Below are 18,730 nucleotides of genomic sequence, written 5' to 3' on the forward strand. Positions count from 1 at the left end.
GTGGTTGAAATTTATTCATCTGAATATAACGAGTCTAATGAAGAGCGCAATTTATGCGCAAGCTCTGGGGCGACATATTTCCCCGTAATGATTTCAATATATGAGGCACTATCATGTGATTCAGCTTGAGTAATAGCTAAGTCAAGTTCATCACAGCAAGTGACTTTTTGACAATACCAATCATGGCAGCCGAGTGCCGCAGGTAATTGAGCATAATTCCACTGAGCAATATCATTGAAATAAGCATCGGGATTTTTACATATGAGTCGCTCGAAGAGGTATCCATCGTTATTAATGATGAAGATGATGGGTTTTAATCCAAAACGGGCAAACTGACAGATCTCTTGTGCGGTTAATTGGTGTGCACCTTCTCCTGTGATTAATACGACCCGACGATGCGGTGCAGCTAAAGCAGCTCCAAATGCAGCGGCAGTAGACCATCCGATAGACCCCCATAATGCTTGGTTATAGAATTGAGCGTTTTTCGGAAGTTGTGCAGAGAGTAATCCCATTAATGACGTCCCTGTATCAGTAATAATAATATCGTTCTCTTGAAACATTTTTTCCAATCGAGAGTAGAGGTATTCAGCTGATATTAATTCATTATCGGTGACGGGGGTCTCACCTAAAGGTTGAACACTAGGGGGTATTTGATGGAAAACAGGGATTTGCTTTTGCAAAGCGTTAAGCACATCTTTCATATAAACGTGAGGGTAGTGATTAGGACCAATATTGACATGATCTGGCATAATGCTGATATGGTTTTCGACGGGAATATCCGCGGTAAAACAGCCTGTATTCATATCCGTCATCATGACGCCAATACTCATAATGCAATCACTACTTTCAACATATTCATAAACATGTTGATTCATTAATTTACCATAGTAGGCTCCCATATAATTGGGGGTTGTTTCACTTAATACTCCTTTATCCATAATCATAGAAGCATAAGGCAGATTGGATTTATTGATTAGGGATAACACGGCATTTTCGAGCCCTAAACGCGCAATTAAAATCCCTGGGAGTACACTTATTTTTTTACTGTTTGTCAGCTTATTTAAGATAGCGGTAATTACGACAGCCAAATTTTCCTGATGACTGTTGGGGATACTTATCGCTGGTGGGTATGGCATATCTGTATGGATTGCCATTTGTGCATAATCGGCTGGAATGCCAATATAAACAGGCCTACGCTCAGATAAAGCGCATGTAATTAATCTTTTTACTTCCTCGACACAATTTTCAGGGGTAAGAATTGCCTGTGCACAGCTCAATGGCTGATACATTTTATAGAATAGAGTATGGTCACTATGGCCGAGTGAATGATGAATTAATTTTTGGCTTTGTAACATTCGACTTGAAGGCATGCCCACGAGATGAAAAATAGGCAAATATTCGGCATAAGAACCTGCAATGGCATTAATCGCACTTAATTCACCAACACCAAATGTTGTTGAGAGTGCAGCGATACCTTTTACTCGGGCATAACCATCTGCGGCATAGGCAGCATTTAATTCATTACAACAACCAACCCAGCGTAGTTCGTTATGCTCACAGACAGCATCATTAATTGGAAATGAATAATCTCCAGCAATACCAAAAATGTCACTAATACCTAAATCATAGAGCTGCGACAATAAATACTGTATAACTGTTTTTTTCACTTTTCTCTCCATTAATTATTTAATAATGGTTAATAAGCAGTCTTTTGTGGACGGTTTCAATATGAGTTATTCGATGTGATCCGCGTTGTATAAATGAAATAATATAATAAAGCGTAAAATATAAATTAGGAGGTAATCTTTTGTTTGTTAAGTACTAATAATATTTCTATTCTTGAAAGGAGCGTACAGATATGATGGTGTGTGTCATTGACAAAAAACACGTAACTTATTAGTGTCCTAGAAAATATAAATCAATTAATTTTTAGGATGGCTTGACGATGAATAGATTGAAGGTTTTATTTTTATCTTTAGCCTTATTAAGTCCAATCGCTTTTGGTGCAACGGAGATTAATTATACTAAATCTCTTTATTTAAAATTTGCTGGCACAGTAAATGTTGTCATGAACGATGGTGTATCGGCAGATTATGTAAAAGCTATTTCTCAAAAGGCAGATGAGAAAGGGGCCGAATATTTTGTTATCACTTCCATTGAATCTGAAGGAAGCGGTAATGATGTCTCTGTTACAGCAAGCCTATACAAAAAATAGTAATGATAAGTAGTCGCATCTAATAATATATATTTTTACTATATAGTATGGTGTTGTTCTATATAGAATAGAAACTCTTTTGTATATCGTATTTTTCAGAGAATAAAAAACGCCTTTAGAATAAAAAGGCGTTTTCATTAATAATGGTGAGTAAAATTGGACAGTTGCTGTTAATAAAAATTAATTTTGCGCAGCGATAACCATAATTTCCACAAGCACTTGTTCTCTCGCCATATTCGCTTCCACTGCCGCACGTGCAGGACTACACTCAGCTGGCATCCAAGATTCCCAAACCGTATTAAATGCAGCAAAGTCACGCTTCATATCCTTAATCCATACTTGAGCAGAAAGGATTCGAGTTTTATGACTATGACTCGCAGCTAGCAAAGCCTCTATTTTTGCGAGAACTTCTTGGGTTTGAGAGGTAATATCACCAGATAAATCAGTTGGAACCTGCCCTGATAAATAAACTAAACCTGCATATTCAACGCTATCTGCTAAACGTGGTTTGGGATTATTACGCTTTATCATATTTGTATTACCTTGTTAATCCAGTTAAAAAGATTGGTGAAGTTTTTCCTGAAATTAATTGATTAAGGATCTCTGCACTTCCCGCTGCTAATGTAAAGCCTAGACTACCATGGCCAATATTTAGCCAAAGATTATCGTATTCAGTTTTACCTAACATAGGGGGGCCTTTGGGGGTCGATGGGCGCAATCCGCACCATGTTTCGGCATCATCGAGATGCGTCAATTCAGGAAAGGTTTTGCTTATAATATTTTTTAGCGCAAGAATACGGTTATCACGTAACCCTAATTTATCATAGCCAATATCTACCATTGCTGCGATACGAAGCTGTTGATTTAATTTTGCGTAAACAATTTTATTACCGTAATCAGTAACATTAATCTTTGGTACGATGTGTTCTTTTTCTGGGTAGGGAATTGAAAGACTATATCCCTTTAGACCAAGCATAGGTACATGAATACCTAGTGGACGTAATAGTTCTCTACTTCCATTACCTGCACAAACAATGACATCATCACCAAGAATAGTGCCTTGATTAGTTATAACACCTGTGATTCTTTGTTTATTTTTAATAAATGAAAGCACAGCATGTTGTAAACAGAGTTTAAAATCAGCTTGAGTTGATAAGAATTGCAGTAAATTTTTACAGAATAAGTAGCAATCAGCACTTTCATCATCAGGCGCATAAATTGCTCCCTTGAGTTGTGATTGAATATTCTTTAGTGAAGGCTCTAATTCAGTAATTTCAGCAGGAGTTAATACTTTTTGAAATTGGCTATCAATAGTTTCACAAGCTTTATTAAAGCTTTTTTGTTCGCGGTGAATAATTAACTTCCCTGATTTTTCCCAAGCAAAATCACCAATATCACCATTGGTTCGCCAACTATTCATTATTTCTTGGCTGAGTAATGATAAGCGAAGCTGGTGAGCACCATTAATTTTATTAGTCTTTCGGTTACAAGCGAGGGTAAATTGGGTTAGCCACGCCCATTGTTGAAGGGAAAATTGAATTTTTAAATTTAAAGGGGAGTCATCCTTTCCCATCCAACTTAAACCTTGTAATGGCACTCCTGCATCCGCTAAAGGTGCAACATAACGATAGCTAAGTTGCCCACCATTGGCAAAACTGGTTTGCATGCCGACATCAGATTCTGATTCTAATAACGTGACGGCATGACCCGCTTTTATTAAAGCATATGCGGTACTGAGACCAATAACACCTGCACCAATCACCACCACATGTTTTTTCATAATTATCCGCAACCAATAATAACAGGAGAGTTATTATTTAACGGCGAATAAGTTAACTAAACAATTGAGTTTTCATTGCAGGAGTATAACTTTTGGTTAACTACTTTATTTCTTTTTTCTAGGGTCAGTGACAACGTGTTTACATAATTTTGGGCGGCTTTGGTCAAGGGCCTATCTGCACGATGAAATACTGAAACGGCTAAATGTAGATCCTCTTTCAATGGATGGATCATCGATTTTGGTAATGTGTGTTCAGCAGAGAAAATATCCGTAATACTGCAACCTAATCCAGCACGAACAAACTCAGCGGCCATGTGATAAGTATGTACGCTAATATTAGAAACAGAAAATTCATGGTATTGCTGTAATAATTGAGCAAGAGAGTCTGAACCTGGATGGATCCAGCGATTTTGGTCAATATCAGCTAATGAAATCGGCCCTTGGTGCTGTTGGTGATCAACATAAACGAGTGGTATTTCGGCGATAGGTAATACCGTAATACCGCCTTCAATGGATAAATTGAAACCAATACCAATATCTAAGTCTTGCTGAGTTAATAACTGCATAATATCGACAGTATGGTGGGTACCAATTGTCAATTTAATGTTCGGATGTTTTTTTATGAACAGCGCTGTCACTTCAGGAACTAAATTCAGACCAAGGCTTGGTAAACAACCTATCGCCAATTTCCCTTGAGGGTTTTTGGATAAATTTTGTGCTAATATTCTTAGGCGATCTAAATTTCGATAAACTTCTTTTGCTTCATCAAAGAGCAGTAAAGCTTCATCCGTGGGTAATAATTTACCTCTAATTCGTTGAAATAATACTAACCCTAATTGTTGCTCTGCATGTTTTAGCGCTTTACTGGCAGCTGGCTGTGAAATGTGCAAAACTTCCGCTGCACGAGTTAAAGAACCACAAGTCATTACAGCATAAAAGATATCAAGATGTCTTAATTTCATTCTATGTAGCCTACCTACTATTCATTTTGTAGGCATTCTAACGGATAAATAAAAAATAATCAGATAACTGAGTCAATGAATTATTGAATTGTCGGTAATAAGTGCAATTTATAGCGAGGAAAAAGCGAAGTGGTGAACTTCCTCATCTATTTTTTACTATGGGAAGCTCACCAAAGAGAAGCGAATTATTAAGTGAAGTAAGTACCGACCTCAATAAATATTTTGATCAAAATACTGTTTGAAATATCCACAATAAATGCACCTACCATAGGGACAACGAGAAAGGCTTTATGTGAAGGACCAAATGCTTTTGTCACCGTTTGCATATTTGCAATGGCGGTTGGCGTAGCACCCATTCCAAAACCACAATGACCAGCACTAATAACGGCGGCATCATAATCTTTACCCATCATTTTGAAGGTAACAAAGCAGGCAAATAATACCATGACAACAGTTTGCACAGCGATGATGATTAATACAGGTCCAGCCATACTTGCTAACTGTCCAAATTTTAATGACATTAATGCCATTGCTAAGAACAGTGATAAGGAAACGCTACCTAATACATCGACAGTAGGTTCAAATACTTCATGTTTAAATACATGAGCCAGGATATTACGGATAATAATACCTACGAATAAGCACCATACAAAGGTCGGTAATTGTAGGATAGTATCTTTAAATAACGCACTAATATAACCACCAACGACGATACAGATAATCAGCATTGAAATTGTTTCAATGACATTATTGGCGTTAATTTTTCTCTGGACACTGGGTTGCTCAAAAGCCTCAACGATAGTGTCACGTTCTTGCTCTGTTGTCTTAGGGATTGTCACTTTTTTCAATAAGTGGCGTGCAACTGGCCCCCCAACAAGTCCACCGAGAACTAATCCAAGTGTTGCGCATGCCATAGCGAGTTCTACCGCGCCCGTAACACCATACTTATCCGCTAGAATTGGTCCCCAAGCACCTGCGTTACCATGACCACCAGTCAAAGTAATTGAACCCGCAATTAATCCAATAAATGGATTTTCATTCATCATAACAGCCATACCCATACCAACGGTATTTTGTATAGCAATGAGGATTGTTACAGCAATAGTGAGTAGTACCAAGGGTTTTCCGCCTTTAATCAGCCGAGAAAAGTCGGAGCTTAAGCCGATAGACGAGAAAAAGGCGATCATCAATAAACTCTGTAATGATGAGTCAAAAGTGAAAGTGTATCCTGACGTTTTATCAACGATTAACAGAATAATAGCAACAATAAAACCTCCCACAACCGCTTCGGGAATATGGTTTTTTTGTAGGAATGGGGTAAATTTGACAACAAACATCCCAATCAATAGCGCGATACATGCGACTAATAATGTATAACTGGCATCTAGGATCATTATTTTTACCTCTATTAGTTTACCAGATTTTTCACTATAAAAATTTAACATTAGTGAAAAATTAAATTACTTTGGTTAACTAATATTTAACAATGAGTTTTGTTTGGGTATCCATAACTTTTAGTTAATAGAGAGATAATTTAGAGGTTATTTCACACAGTAAATATGAAAAAATTAAGGCAAATGGAATGGGGTATATTTCGTGATAAGCCTAATCGCATGCGGTTTTGACATAATGCTGTATAAATTGAAAAATAAAAAAGTATAAATAATCATCAATTTTATACGGTGGGTTGGCTGTAATAAGAAGATATTGAGTAATTTAAAGAAGTGTGATGTGTGACATAAAACAGTCTTGTTGTTTTCCTTTATTTCGTTGCTTATCGAAGCGTTTATTTTTGGCTGAACTACTCTGTTCGTAGATAAACAACGGAGAAAAATATGATAGCTGTAATATTTGAAGTGAGTCATCAATTTCCTAGTTCTGTTTTTTTTAATCTCTGATAAACGTTATTGTTCGATAATTTAATCATTTGCGCGTATTGCTGATAGGCGAGTGTAACTGTACAGTAGGGGCATCAATTGTCGGATTAAGTAACGCCACACCACACAAAATCAATTTTGTTTCATGCTCTGTTAGATCGTAACGACTTACTGTTAGTTCATTCGCTGCGAAAACCACTAATTTAGACATAGTAACCTCGATGCAGGTTTATAACTCGCTGTACTAATAGTAAAGGTTTTGCGTTTTTCAACTGGACTTTTTATATTTTCCTATGGATTGTTTGATTTTTATTTTCCACCAGCCAAATCGATAAAGCTTCCCGTCACATAAGATGCCTCATCAGATAATAACCATGCGATAGCTTGGGCAACCTCTTCTGGTTTTCCTCCGCGCTTCATCGGTAGACTATCTTTAATCCGATTGACTCGGGCTGCCTCACCACCATCGGCATGCATGTCAGTATAAATAAATCCAGGACGAACGGCATTGACGCGAATACCCTGTCCGGCGACTTCGATAGATAGACCAATAGTCATTGTATCGATGGCACCTTTTGATGCTGCATAGTCCACATATTCATGTGGAGAGCCAAGGCGAGATGCGGCAGAAGAAACATTAACAATAGCGCCACCTTGGCCACCATGAACAAACGCCATACGTTTCACTGCTTCACGCGCACAGATAAAACTACCACTGACATTAGTTGCAAACATTCGGGCTAAACGCTGTGCATCTAACTGCTCTATTGATGCTTGAAGCATTATTATTCCAGCGTTGTTAACTAACCCTGAAATGGGACCTAATTCTTTATCGATCTGCTGAAACAACATCATAACTTGTTCTTCTTGAGAGATATCAGCCTGTACTGCGATAGCGGTACCTCCTGAATGGCGAATGATTTCTAAAACTTCATGAGCACAGTCTTTGCGGACGCGGTATCCGATACAAACTTTATGGCCTTTGCTTGCTAAATATATTGCTGTTGCTCGACCTATGCCACGATCGCCGCCAGTTATCAAAGTAATATTATTTTTCATGTTTTATTCACCTAATTTTAATCTTATTTTTTTCTTATTTGTCATCATTAAGGCCACAATGTACAGGCTAAATAGCGACATGACGAAAAAACTACCTTTTCCCATAATTCGAGCAATAAGCCACTAACAAATGCTTCTAATGAGAGTCCAAGCACTACTATTTTTAACGATCGAGCAGAATACTCATATTAGGTAACAGAATCGTCTCCGCAATGCTAAAGGTCACTGAGCCTCCCTTACCAGAGTGGAATTGTCGCGTCGTTGAACCCAAACAGTATCTAGGAGACTGCAAAAATCAACGCTCTAATTGTAATTCGTTGATCAGGTTGTACTTTCGCTAACAACGGTACCAGATAAAACTGCGATATCAGTATAGTAATAGCGTCTGTGACTAAAATAACAGTCACCAAATCTGCCGCATGCCAGTATCTAGAGACAATAAATATTGCGGTATGAATGACTCTATTTGTGTGTAAATCAGCTAACAGGGGACATTGCAAATTAGCACTATGATATAAACCTTATCTTTCAAGATGATGCAAGCCACCTGCTGGGCTCCCAGATCTTCATCAGATAGTTTTTTACATTACAGTGCTCAGCGTTTTTCTTGCATGAATGCTTAACAGTGCAAAAAGCAGAAAAGGGATGTAGAAGAGAGTAGTGAGCAGAAAGGTGATTTTTTGCGAACTCAGGTCAAAAATAATGCCGATAAGCCGTCCACTGATTGCTGCAATATTGACGATTCAGAATGATGCGCCAATGGCGCATCAATGCACCGATTTTTATTCAGAATAATATTTTTGAGTATTTAACCAAAATGTTGAAATATCTCCGAGAGTTATTGATGAATCTTCGGTGGCTAATGGTATAATATCATGATTAATATAAGTATTTTTTTTGATTCTTAGATGAAGTCATTCCCGGTTTTTCAGCTAAAGCTGTAGTACTTAGGTTCAGTTTATTCAATATTTCTATGATTAATTTACCTGCATGTGGTGGGTTATATATTTTCACCAATTATGACCTTCTATCCGTTTTTAAAATGATATTGCCACTACCTAACGCTAAATGGATAGAACTTATCATTAAAAATATGATTGTTTTTTGATAGGCATTTATGAGAGTGGGCGGGTTGTTTTTAGTCGCTAACTCACCTGTTTGACATAATGGATCTTATCGGTGCCGAAAAATTGGACATTTCAGGTGGAGCCTTAAGCTAAATTACGCTATTCTATTTTTCTTAATGATTTGTCAAAAGGATTAGCGTCATGTCAGAGAAAGATACCCCAGATATGAGCGAATGCCTGCACGTTTCCTATTACCACCCTCAATGGGATGAAAAAGGAAAATGCCATTGGAAAGGGGTTGGGCTTCAACACCAATCCCTTAATCCAGAAGCCAAATGCATTGTGCCTCCAACTAAAATTATCCCAGTCATTTTTTTGCCTGGGGTGATGGGCAGTAATTTGAAGTCATCCGGTGGTGAAATTAAAGCGGGAGAACAGATTTGGCGAGGGGATAACGATATTGAAGTCTATTTAGACTGGGCTAACTTGAAAGGAGTGAAGAGGCGAGAGTTATTGAACCCTAAAACCACAACGGTCGATAACGGTGGGGTTATTAATTCAAAAGTATATTCGTTAATTACGGATGATGGTCAAGGAGATTATGGAACCTTACTTCAACCACGAAAAGAGCGGGGTTGGGGCGAAATTCTTAATTTTAGTTATGGGAATACATTGAGTGTGCTTCAAGGCGCGTTGTTAGATGATTGGCAAAAAGCCGCCAGACGGCGTGCTGATGGAAAAACGGAGTTCAGCGACAATCCGAAAGAGAATGGCATTGTGCGTCAGTTATGCAATACTGTGTTAGGCACCGAAGATGAAAACGAAGATTGTCTGACTGAAGAAGAAGCTAGTCATTTTTTGAATTTTCTCTATCCTTTGCATGTGTTTGGGTATAACTGGTTGGAAGATAATGCCGTCTCTGCTGCCAAGTTGGTGGAGTATATAGATAAAACCCTCCGATATTACCAAAGCCAAGATGGACACGGACATGGTCTTGCGATTGAAAAAGTGATTTTAGTCACTCATTCCATGGGAGGATTAGTGGCTCGTTATGCCATGAATCCGCCAGACGATGCCGAATTTAAAGGGTGTCAGGATAAGGTGTTAGGCGTTGTTCATGGCGTCATTCCGGATTTGGGGTCACCTGCCGCCTATCGCCGGATGAAAGTGGGTGGAAAACAAGAAGGATTGGCGGGCATTGTCATGGGCAAGTCTGCCGAAGAATTGATGCCGGTATTAGCCCGCGCCCCTGCGCCTTTACAGTTATTACCTGCGCCAAACTATACCAGTAATGCCCATGGAATGGGGTGGTTCAGTGTTGAAAAAGGGAATGCTGATGGGAGTGATTTAGCCTTGCCCCAAAAAGGCGACCCGTTTGGGGAGATTTATCTGAATAAAACCTTATGGTGGCGGTTGTATGAGTCCGATATCCTTGATAAAGAGGAAGAGGTTAGCCAAAATAATTGGGAAGAGTATGTTATTTTAATGAGGAAAAAAGTCCGAAGTTTTATTTCATCATTAAATGTTGCTGGTTATCATCCTAATACCTATGCATTTTATGGGTATACAAAGCCTTCCGATGGCTCCGTCAAGTGGCATATCACGTCAATCACGTACCCGAAAGATATGCATGACAGCGATAAAACAATCCCCAATAACTACCGTGAAGTGCCTTTGCCGTTTAACCGCTCCCGTCTTTATGAATTAAAAGCCTCAAATTCTGCGGGGGATGGTACGGTTCCTGTGGAATCCTTGAAAACAATCCAGCGACAAAACGGGCAGTTGATTAAAAGTGTGTTAGCCACGAATGTTGACCATCAAGGGGCTTATGAAGTCAAAAACCTTGACGATATTCATCAACGCCCTGCATTGCAATTTACCCTGCGTGCTATCGCTAAAATGGTTCAAGAGGTGCCTGCATGTTGATGAAGACCGCGTTACGCGCAATCAGCTTTTCTTTAGGCGTGGTTTTTTTTATTCCAACGTTGTATGCAAATCCCATTGTTAAAAAGGACGCTGTTATGGTTGAACCATTATTTTCGAAAACAAAACCGCAATGTGCGGGAATTTATGTGGTGGATGTTCCTGAGTCTTTTAATAATGGCACGCATAAAGCCACGTATGATGATTTTGATATTGAAAGCCAATTTATTTACCCGCCTGCATTTAAACAGCGTATTGCATTGCGTGAAGAAGCGCTTAGGAATCAAAAAACCAGTCAGAAAAATGCCCCTGCGTTGAAAGAAGTTATTCAGCTTCCCGACAATCAAGGGGTGATCTTTGATAAAAATCAAAGTGGAACAGATGATTCTTACCGAACATTAGAGGCTCATGTGTATATCAACCATATAGCCTTTATTATAACTATCGATATTCTTGATTTGTCCGCCCCTAAATATGCTAAAGATAGAGATGATTATTTAAGTTATGGATTTGCTGAGTTTAAATTGAATGACAAACCCTCTAAATTAGCGGCAATGCGTTCGTTGATTTCGCGATTAAGCGGGCGGTTAGATCATGATATTCCAACCGATAAAGGGTGGTGTATTCCTAATGGATTTATTGCGGATGATGGTAGAGAGCATGATATTGTTGTCGGATTCAGTTATAAAAACGATGATTTTCAATTCGATATAAATACATATAATACTTTTATGGCTAATGGTGACTCATTATTTAAGCGTAGTGCTGCTATTAATGATGAAGTAAAAAATTTTCATATGAAAATATTAAAAAAAGAAGCTTTAAATATTAATGGTATTCAAACGGAAGCTTTATTTTTTAAAGGTGTTCAGCCGTATGAAAAAAATAACTTACAAGTTTATGATTTTTTTCTCATTGGAAATGAAATGATTGCAAGTAAAATCAAACCTATAGTGAAGCTTGAAATTGATAGTCAATATTTACAGACGCGCTATAGCGAAGCTCAAATGGTCGAAATTTGGGATCGGATTATAGGTTCTCTACGTTATAAACCGAACGCGTTTTAATGTTTTTCTGTGCGGCAATGATTGTCTCGTTATCGCTCATATTTAACATAAATATGCTTGCATGCCCTACTACTGTAGCTCCAATTGAGTAATGTCACTTTTTGCGGCATAAAGGAGTAAACCTTTTGCCGCGATAAGGACATTCAAAATCACCTGTTTGACATAATAGATCTTATCGGTGCCGAAAAATTGGACATCTCAGGTGGAACCTTAAGCTAGATTTCGCTATCTTTTTTATTAAGGAAAATTCGAGAGGATTAGCGTCATGTCAGAGAAAGATACCCCAGAAGCCGACGAATACCAACACGTTTCCTATTACCCTCTAAATGGAATGAAAAGGGAAAAACCTGCGCCTTTACAGTTATTACCTGCGCCAAACTATACCAGTAATGCCCATGGAATGGCGTGGTTCAGTGTTGAAAAAGGGAATGCTGATGGGAGTGATTTAGCCTTGCCCCAAAAAGGCGACCCGTTTGGGGAGATTTATCTGAATAAAACCTTATGGTGGCGGTTGTATGAGTCTGACATCATTGATAAAGATGAATTGGTGAGTCGGGAAAACTGGTCTGAATATAGCGACCTTATGGACAACAAAGTAAGAAAATTCATTTTTTCATTGCATGAAGTAGGTTATCACCCCAATACCTATGTCTTTTATGGGCACACAAAACCGTCTGATGGCTCCGTGAAATGGCATATCACGTCAATCACGTACCCGAAAGATATGCATGATAGCGATAAAACAATTCCCAATAACTACCGTGAAGTGCCTTTACCGTTTAACCGCTCTCGTCTTTATGAGTTAAAAGCCTCAAATTCTGCGGGGGATGGTACGGTTCCTGTGGAATCCTTTAAAACAATCCAGCGTCAAAATGGGCAGTTGATTAAAAGCGTGTTGGCAACGGATGTCGACCATCAAGGGGCTTATGAAGTCAAAAACCTTGACGATATTCATCAACGTCCTGCATTGCAATTTACCCTGCGTGCTATCGCTAAAATGGTTCAAGAGGTGCCTGCATGTTGATGAAGACCGCGTTACGCGCAATCAGCTTTTCTTTAGGCGTGGTGTTTTTTATTCCAACGTTGTATGCAAATCCCATTGTTAAAAAGGACGCCGTTATGGTTGAACCGTTATTTTCGAAAACAAAACCGCAATGTGCGGGAATTTATGTGGTGGATGTTCCTGAGTCTTTTAATAATGGCACGCATAAAGCCACGTATGATGATTTTGATATTGAAAGCCAATTTATTTACCCGCCTGCATTTAAACAGCGTATTGCATTGCGTGAAGAAGCGCTTAGGAATCAAAAAACCAGTCAGAAAAATGCCCCTGCGTTGAAAGAAGTTATTCAGCTTCCCGACAATCAAGGAGTAATTTTTGATAAAAACCAAAGTGGTTCAGATGATATATATCGTCAATTAGAGGCTCATGTATATCTTAATCATATCGCTTTTATTATTACTTCAGACTTTAGAGATTTTTCGGATAAAAAGCATGAAGAGCGAAAAAAACAATATTTAGCTAGAGGTTTTACTGAGGCGGAATCAAATCAGAAACCCTCTAAATTAGCGGCAATGCGTTCGTTGATTTCGCGATTAAGCGGGCGGTTAGATCATGATATTCCAACCGATAAAGGGTGGTGTATTCCTAATGGCTTTATTGCGGATGATGGTAGAGAGCATGATATTGTTGTCGGATTCAGTTATAAAAACGATGATTTTCAATTCGATATAAATACATATAATACTTTTATGGCTAATGGTGACTCATTATTTAAGCGTAGTGCTGCTATTAATGATGAAGTAAAAAATTTTCATATGAAAATATTAAAAAAAGAAGCTTTAAATATTAATGGTATTCAAACGGAAGCTTTATTTTTTAAAGGTGTTCAGCCGTATGAAAAAAATAACTTACAAGTTTATGATTTTTTTCTCATTGGAAATGAAATGATTGCAAGTAAAATCAAACCTATAGTGAAGCTTGAAATTGATAGTCAATATTTACAGACGCGCTATAGCGAAACTCAAATGGTCGAAATTTGGGATCGAATTATAGGTTCTCTACGTTATAAACCGAACGCGTTTTAATGTTTTTCTGTGCGCAATGATTGTCTTGTTATCGCTCATATTTAACATAAATATGCTTGCATGCCCTACTACTGTAGCTCCAATTGAGTAATGTCACTTTTTGCGGCATAAAGGAGTAAACCTTTTGCCGCGATAAGGACATTCAAAATCACCTGTTTGACATAATAGATCTTATCGGTGCCGAAAAATTGGACATCTCAGGTGGAACCTTAAGCTAGATTTCTCTATCTTTTTTATTAAGGAAAATTCGAGAGGATTAGCGTCATGTCAGAGAAAGATACCCCAGAAGCCGACGAATACCAACACGTTTCCTATTACCCTCTAAATGGAATGAAAAGGGAAAAACCTGCGCCTTTACAGTTATTACCTGCGCCAAACTATACCAGTAATGCCCATGGAATGGGGTGGTTCAGTGTTGAAAAAGGGAATGCTGATGGGAGTGATTTAGCCTTGCCCCAAAAAGGCGACCCGTTTGGGGAGATTTATCTGAATAAAACCTTATGGTGGCGGTTGTATGAGTCCGATATCCTTGATAAAGAGGAAGCGGTTAGCCAAAATAATTGGGAAGAGTATGTTATTTTAATGAGGAAAAAAGTCCGAAGTTTTATTTCATCATTAAATGTTGCTGGTTATCATCCTAATACCTATGCATTTTATGGGTATACAAAGCCTTCCGATGGCTCCGTCAAGTGGCATATCACGTCAATCACGTACCCGAAAGATATGCATGACAGCGATAAAAAAATTCCCAATAACTACCGTGAAGTGCCTTTGCCGTTTAACCGCTCCCGTCTTTATGAATTAAAAGCCTCAAATTCTGCGGGGGATGGTACGGTTCCTGTGGAATCCTTGAAAACAATCCAGCGACAAAACGGGCAGTCCATTAAAAGTTTGTTAGCCACGAATGTTGACCATCAAGGGGCTTATGAAGTCAAAAACCTTGACGATATTCATCAACGCCCTGCGTTAAAATTTACCCTGCGTGCTATCGCTAAAATGGTTCAAGAGGTGCCTGCATGTTGATGAAGACCGCGTTGCGCGCAATCAGCTTTTCTTTAGGCGTGATGTTTTTTATTCCAACGTTGTATGCAAATCCCATTGTTAAAAAGGACGCTGTTATGGTTGAACCGTTATTTTCGGAAACAAAACCGCAATGTGCGGGAATTTATGTGGTGGATGTCCCCGAATCGTTTAATAACGGGACACATAAAGCTAAGTACGATGATTTTGATATCGAAAGCCAATTTATTTACCCGCCGGCATTCAAGCAACGTATTGCATTACGTGAAGAAGCGCTTAGGAATCAAAAAACCAGTCAGAAAAATGCCCCTGCGTTGAAAGAAGTTATTCAGCTCCCCGATAATCAAGGGGTCATCTTTGATAGAAATATTTCGGGGCAAGATGATTTAGGTCGGGTATTAGAAGCTCATATGTACCTCAATCATATCGCTTTTATTATTACAACTGAAATACTTGACCTTTCATCGGATAAATATACAGAAAGGAAGAAAATATATATTAATGCAGGGTTTACAGAAGCTGAAATGAATGACAAACCCTCTAAATTAGCGGCAATGCGTTCGTTGATTTCGCGATTAAGCGGGCGATTAGATCATGATATTCCAACCGATAAAGGGTGGTGTATTCCTAATGGATTTATTGCGGATGATGGTAGAGAGCATGATATTGTTGTCGGATTCAGTTATAAAAACGATGATTTTCAATTCGATATAAATACATATAATACTTTTATGGCTAATGGTGACTCATTATTTAAGCGTAGTGCTGCTATTAATGATGAAGTAAAAAATTTTCATATGAAAATATTAAAAAAAGAAGCTTTAAATATTAATGGTATTCAAACGGAAGCTTTATTTTTTAAAGGTGTTCAGCCGTATGAAAAAAATAACTTACAAGTTTATGATTTTTTTCTCATTGGAAATGAAATGATTGCAAGTAAAATCAAACCTATAGTGAAGCTTGAAATTGATAGTCAATATTTACAGACGCGCTATAGCGAAGCTCAAATGGTCGAAATCTGGGATCGGATTATAGGTTCTCTACGTTATAAACCGAACTCGTTTTAATGTTTTTCTGTGCGCAATGATTGTCTTGTTATCGCTCATATTTAACATAAATATGCTTGCATGCCCTACTACTGTAGCTCCAATTGAGTAATGTCACTTTTTGCGGCATAAAGGAGTAAACCTTTTGCCGCGATAAGGACATTCAAAATCACCTGTTTGACATAATAGATCTTATCGGTGCCGAAAAATTGGACATCTCAGGTGGAGCCTTAAGCTAAATTACGCTATTCTATTTTTCTTAATGATTTGTCAAAAGGATTAGCGTCATGTCAGAGAAAGATACCCCAGATATGAGCGAATGCCTGCACGTTTCCTATTACCCTCTAAATGGAATGAAAAGGGGAAATTTAGTTTTTTTAGATAAAAGTGGGTTATAGATAGAAAGTAACCAAAAACCTTCTTGACTTTAAGCTATGCGCTCGCTTAAGTGGCAAATATTCCCGTAAAGTCTGTTGTGCCTGTTTAGATTGGAGCGAACGCCGTTTCCATTTAGGTGGCTATATCGGCGCTGCGTTATTTACACTTTACCAATCTAAAGGTTGGTTAACTCGGCATATAGGTTATCGTGAAGTGACGATTAACGAAAAAGGCTATGCTGCTTTTAAGACCCATTTTGGCATTTAAGTTGTTTCTCTAATCCATTAATAATAAGTTCAAGGCCAAATAAAAAGGCGGGTTCTGCTCCTTGATTATCTAATAACTCGATAGCTTGTCGTAGTAATGGGGGCATAGTATCTGTGGTAGGGTGTTCTCGTTCTTCTTTAGCAGCTTGATGCTCTTGATCTTCTAATACACAGCCTAAAGTAAAATGGCCAACGGCACTAAGTGCGTACAATGCGTCCTCTAAAGAAAAACCTTGCTGACATAAAAATGCGAGTTGTTTTTCGATAGTGTCATACTGTTTTGTTGTTGGTCTTGTCCCTAAATGTACTTTTGCCCCATCACGATGGCTTAATAAAGCACATCGAAAACTTTTAGCATTATTACGTAGGAATTCTTGCCAGCTTTCTCCTTCTAAAGGACAAAAATGCGTATGGTGCCTATCTAACATTTCAATGGCTAATGCATCGAGTAAAGTCCGTTTATTTTTTACGTGCCAATATAATGTAGGCTGTTCTACACCCAATTTTTGAGCCAGTTTACGCGTTGTTAGCCCCTCTATTCCAACCTCATTAAGTAGCTCTAGTGCACTATCAATGACTTTGCTTTTATCTAATCTTGCCATTATTAACTCCTAATTTATGATTGACACTCTATCACTGATAGGGTTATTTTACCAATCCCTATCAGTGATAGAGTTGAGTGAAATGAACAAATCAGCAAAGATTGCATTGGTAATTACGTTACTCGATGCCATGGGGATTGGCCTTATTATGCCAGTCTTACCCACCTTATTACGTGAATTTATTGCGCCAGAAAATATTGCCAATCATTTTGGTGTGTTGTTGGCTTTATATGCATTAATGCAAGTTATTTTTGCACCTTGGCTTGGAAAGATGTCTGACCGATTTGGTCGTCGTCCCATTTTATTATTATCACTCCTTGGTGCGTCTTTGGATTATTTATTATTGGCTTTTTCAAGCGCGCTTTGGATGTTGTATTTAGGGCGTCTATTATCAGGAATTACGGGAGCGACTGGAGCCGTCGCCGCATCAGTAATAGCAGATACCACGTCATCTTCTGAACGAGTGAAATGGTTTGGTAGGTTAGGGGCAAGTTTTGGTATTGGACTCATAGCTGGCCCCATTATTGGTGGATTAGCGGGAGATATTTCACCCCATAGCCCATTTTTTATTGCCGCATTTTTAAATATAACGACTTTCTTCTTTGTCATGATTCACTTCAATGAAACTGGAAAAACTGCGGAAGATGCCAATCTTAATAAAGATAAAGAGGCCGTGATTAAATCCGGTTCCGTGTCTATGACGCTCTTTAAAACGATGCCAATTTTACTGGTCATCTATTTTTCAGCCCAATTGATTGGACAAATTCCAGCAACAGTATGGGTGCTGTTTACTGAGAATCGCTTTGGTTGGAACAGTATGATGGTTGGTTTTTCATTGGCTGGACTTGGTTGTTTACATGCTCTATTTCAAGCGTTTATAACTGGAAAAATTGCCAAAAAGTGGGGGGAGAAAACAACGGTACTTGTAGGATTTATTGCAGATAGTAGCGCTTTTATTTTTTTAGCATTTATTTCAGAAGGATGGCTAATTTTTCCTGTTTTAATTCTGCTTGCTGGCGGAGGGATTGCATTACCAGCATTACAGGGGGCGATGTCGGTTCAAGCAAATCATCACCAGCAAGGTGCATTACAAGGGTTATTAGTCAGTTTGACGAATGCAAGTGGTGTTATCGGTCCTTTAATGTTTGCGCTTATTTATAATCAAACTCTCGCTATTTGGGATGGTTGGGTTTGGCTAATAGGATTGATGCTCTATTTGATTATCATTTTATTGTCGATAAGCTATATGCCAAAGCGTGCAAATGCACTTTAAGCATTAATATGCAGAAAATCTGCGCCTAATCATTCAAAGAATGGCACGATTTGAGATTTATTATGGTGTGTTTTTTTGTGAAATCAGTAAGGGCAATGCATGTTCTT

16 protein-coding genes and 1 pseudogene are annotated in these 18,730 nt (G+C 38.4%); 9 read left to right on the top strand and 8 right to left on the bottom strand.

Annotated elements, in window-relative coordinates:
* Positions 1-11: 11 nt before the first annotated feature.
* A complete protein-coding gene (locus ACWPW6_RS04930; protein WP_250000081.1) occupies positions 12-1,667 on the bottom strand; it encodes an alpha-keto acid decarboxylase family protein in 1,656 nt (551 codons plus the stop codon).
* A gap of 278 nt (positions 1,668-1,945) precedes the next feature.
* Here ACWPW6_RS04930 and ACWPW6_RS04935 point away from each other — a divergent pair, with 278 nt between their 5' ends.
* On the top strand, positions 1,946-2,215 hold the full coding sequence (locus tag ACWPW6_RS04935; RefSeq protein WP_154635558.1) for a YdgH/BhsA/McbA family protein: 270 nt from the start codon (positions 1,946-1,948) through the stop codon (positions 2,213-2,215).
* Positions 2,216-2,395: 180 nt separating this feature from the next.
* On the opposite strand, the gene ACWPW6_RS04940 is transcribed toward ACWPW6_RS04935, so the two are convergent.
* From ACWPW6_RS04940 to ACWPW6_RS04965, 6 genes are all read right to left on the bottom strand, one after another.
* A complete protein-coding gene (locus ACWPW6_RS04940) occupies positions 2,396-2,746 on the bottom strand; it encodes a RidA family protein (protein ID WP_250000083.1) in 351 nt (116 codons plus the stop codon).
* 7 nt (positions 2,747-2,753) lie between these two features.
* On the bottom strand, positions 2,754-3,995 hold the full coding sequence (locus ACWPW6_RS04945) for a D-amino acid dehydrogenase (RefSeq protein WP_247047739.1): 1,242 nt from the start codon (positions 3,993-3,995) through the stop codon (positions 2,754-2,756).
* A 56-nt stretch (positions 3,996-4,051) separates the two neighbouring features.
* Positions 4,052-4,957 (bottom strand): LysR family transcriptional regulator, encoded by a 906-nt coding sequence (locus tag ACWPW6_RS04950; RefSeq protein WP_154623289.1) that lies wholly within the window; start codon positions 4,955-4,957, stop codon positions 4,052-4,054.
* A 188-nt stretch (positions 4,958-5,145) separates the two neighbouring features.
* A complete protein-coding gene (gene gltS / locus ACWPW6_RS04955; RefSeq protein ID WP_247047740.1) occupies positions 5,146-6,351 on the bottom strand; it encodes a sodium/glutamate symporter in 1,206 nt (401 codons plus the stop codon).
* A 529-nt stretch (positions 6,352-6,880) separates the two neighbouring features.
* Positions 6,881-7,045, bottom strand: a complete 165-nt coding sequence (locus ACWPW6_RS04960; RefSeq protein WP_250000086.1) for a replication initiation protein — start codon at positions 7,043-7,045, stop codon at positions 6,881-6,883.
* A gap of 98 nt (positions 7,046-7,143) precedes the next feature.
* Positions 7,144-7,893 (bottom strand): SDR family oxidoreductase, encoded by a 750-nt coding sequence (locus tag ACWPW6_RS04965; RefSeq protein ID WP_250000089.1) that lies wholly within the window; start codon positions 7,891-7,893, stop codon positions 7,144-7,146.
* 1,268 nt (positions 7,894-9,161) lie between these two features.
* Between ACWPW6_RS04965 and ACWPW6_RS04970 the strand changes: the two genes are divergently transcribed.
* The 7 genes and pseudogenes from ACWPW6_RS04970 to ACWPW6_RS05000 all read left to right on the top strand — a co-directional run.
* Positions 9,162-10,886 (top strand): lipase family alpha/beta hydrolase, encoded by a 1,725-nt coding sequence (locus ACWPW6_RS04970; RefSeq protein WP_250000092.1) that lies wholly within the window; start codon positions 9,162-9,164, stop codon positions 10,884-10,886.
* Positions 10,880-11,950, top strand: coding sequence for a T6SS immunity protein Tli4 family protein (locus ACWPW6_RS04975; RefSeq protein ID WP_250000095.1), 1,071 nt, complete (start codon positions 10,880-10,882; stop codon positions 11,948-11,950). Before ACWPW6_RS04970 ends, ACWPW6_RS04975 begins: the two co-directional genes overlap by 7 nt.
* Positions 11,951-12,215: 265 nt before the next feature.
* Positions 12,216-12,974: an acetyltransferase gene (locus ACWPW6_RS04980; protein WP_250000097.1), complete on the top strand. Its 759-nt coding sequence runs from the start codon at positions 12,216-12,218 to the stop codon at positions 12,972-12,974.
* Positions 12,975-13,069: 95 nt separating this feature from the next.
* Positions 13,070-14,038 (top strand): T6SS immunity protein Tli4 family protein, encoded by a 969-nt coding sequence (locus tag ACWPW6_RS04985; protein ID WP_250000100.1) that lies wholly within the window; start codon positions 13,070-13,072, stop codon positions 14,036-14,038.
* A 264-nt stretch (positions 14,039-14,302) separates the two neighbouring features.
* On the top strand, positions 14,303-15,061 hold the full coding sequence (locus ACWPW6_RS04990; RefSeq protein WP_250000103.1) for an acetyltransferase: 759 nt from the start codon (positions 14,303-14,305) through the stop codon (positions 15,059-15,061).
* Positions 15,055-16,125 carry a T6SS immunity protein Tli4 family protein gene (locus ACWPW6_RS04995; RefSeq protein ID WP_369120860.1) on the top strand — a complete coding sequence of 357 codons (1,071 nt, stop codon included), beginning with the start codon at positions 15,055-15,057 and terminating at the stop codon, positions 16,123-16,125. Before ACWPW6_RS04990 ends, ACWPW6_RS04995 begins: the two co-directional genes overlap by 7 nt.
* Positions 16,126-16,557: 432 nt before the next feature.
* Positions 16,558-16,749 (top strand): annotated as a pseudogene (locus tag ACWPW6_RS05000) (transcriptional regulator); the annotation flags it as partial.
* On the opposite strand, the gene tetR reads toward ACWPW6_RS05000, so the two are convergent.
* Positions 16,727-17,350 carry a tetracycline resistance transcriptional repressor TetR gene (gene tetR, locus ACWPW6_RS05005; protein WP_250000107.1) on the bottom strand — a complete coding sequence of 208 codons (624 nt, stop codon included), beginning with the start codon at positions 17,348-17,350 and terminating at the stop codon, positions 16,727-16,729. The pseudogene ACWPW6_RS05000 and the gene tetR overlap by 23 nt on opposite strands.
* A gap of 82 nt (positions 17,351-17,432) precedes the next feature.
* On the opposite strand from tetR, the gene tet reads away from it, so the two are divergent.
* A complete protein-coding gene (gene tet, locus ACWPW6_RS05010) occupies positions 17,433-18,623 on the top strand; it encodes a Tet(A)/Tet(B)/Tet(C) family tetracycline efflux MFS transporter (protein WP_154623989.1) in 1,191 nt (396 codons plus the stop codon).
* Positions 18,624-18,730 lie beyond the last annotated feature (107 nt).

The organism is Providencia sp. Marseille-Q8014 (assembly GCF_965112055.1).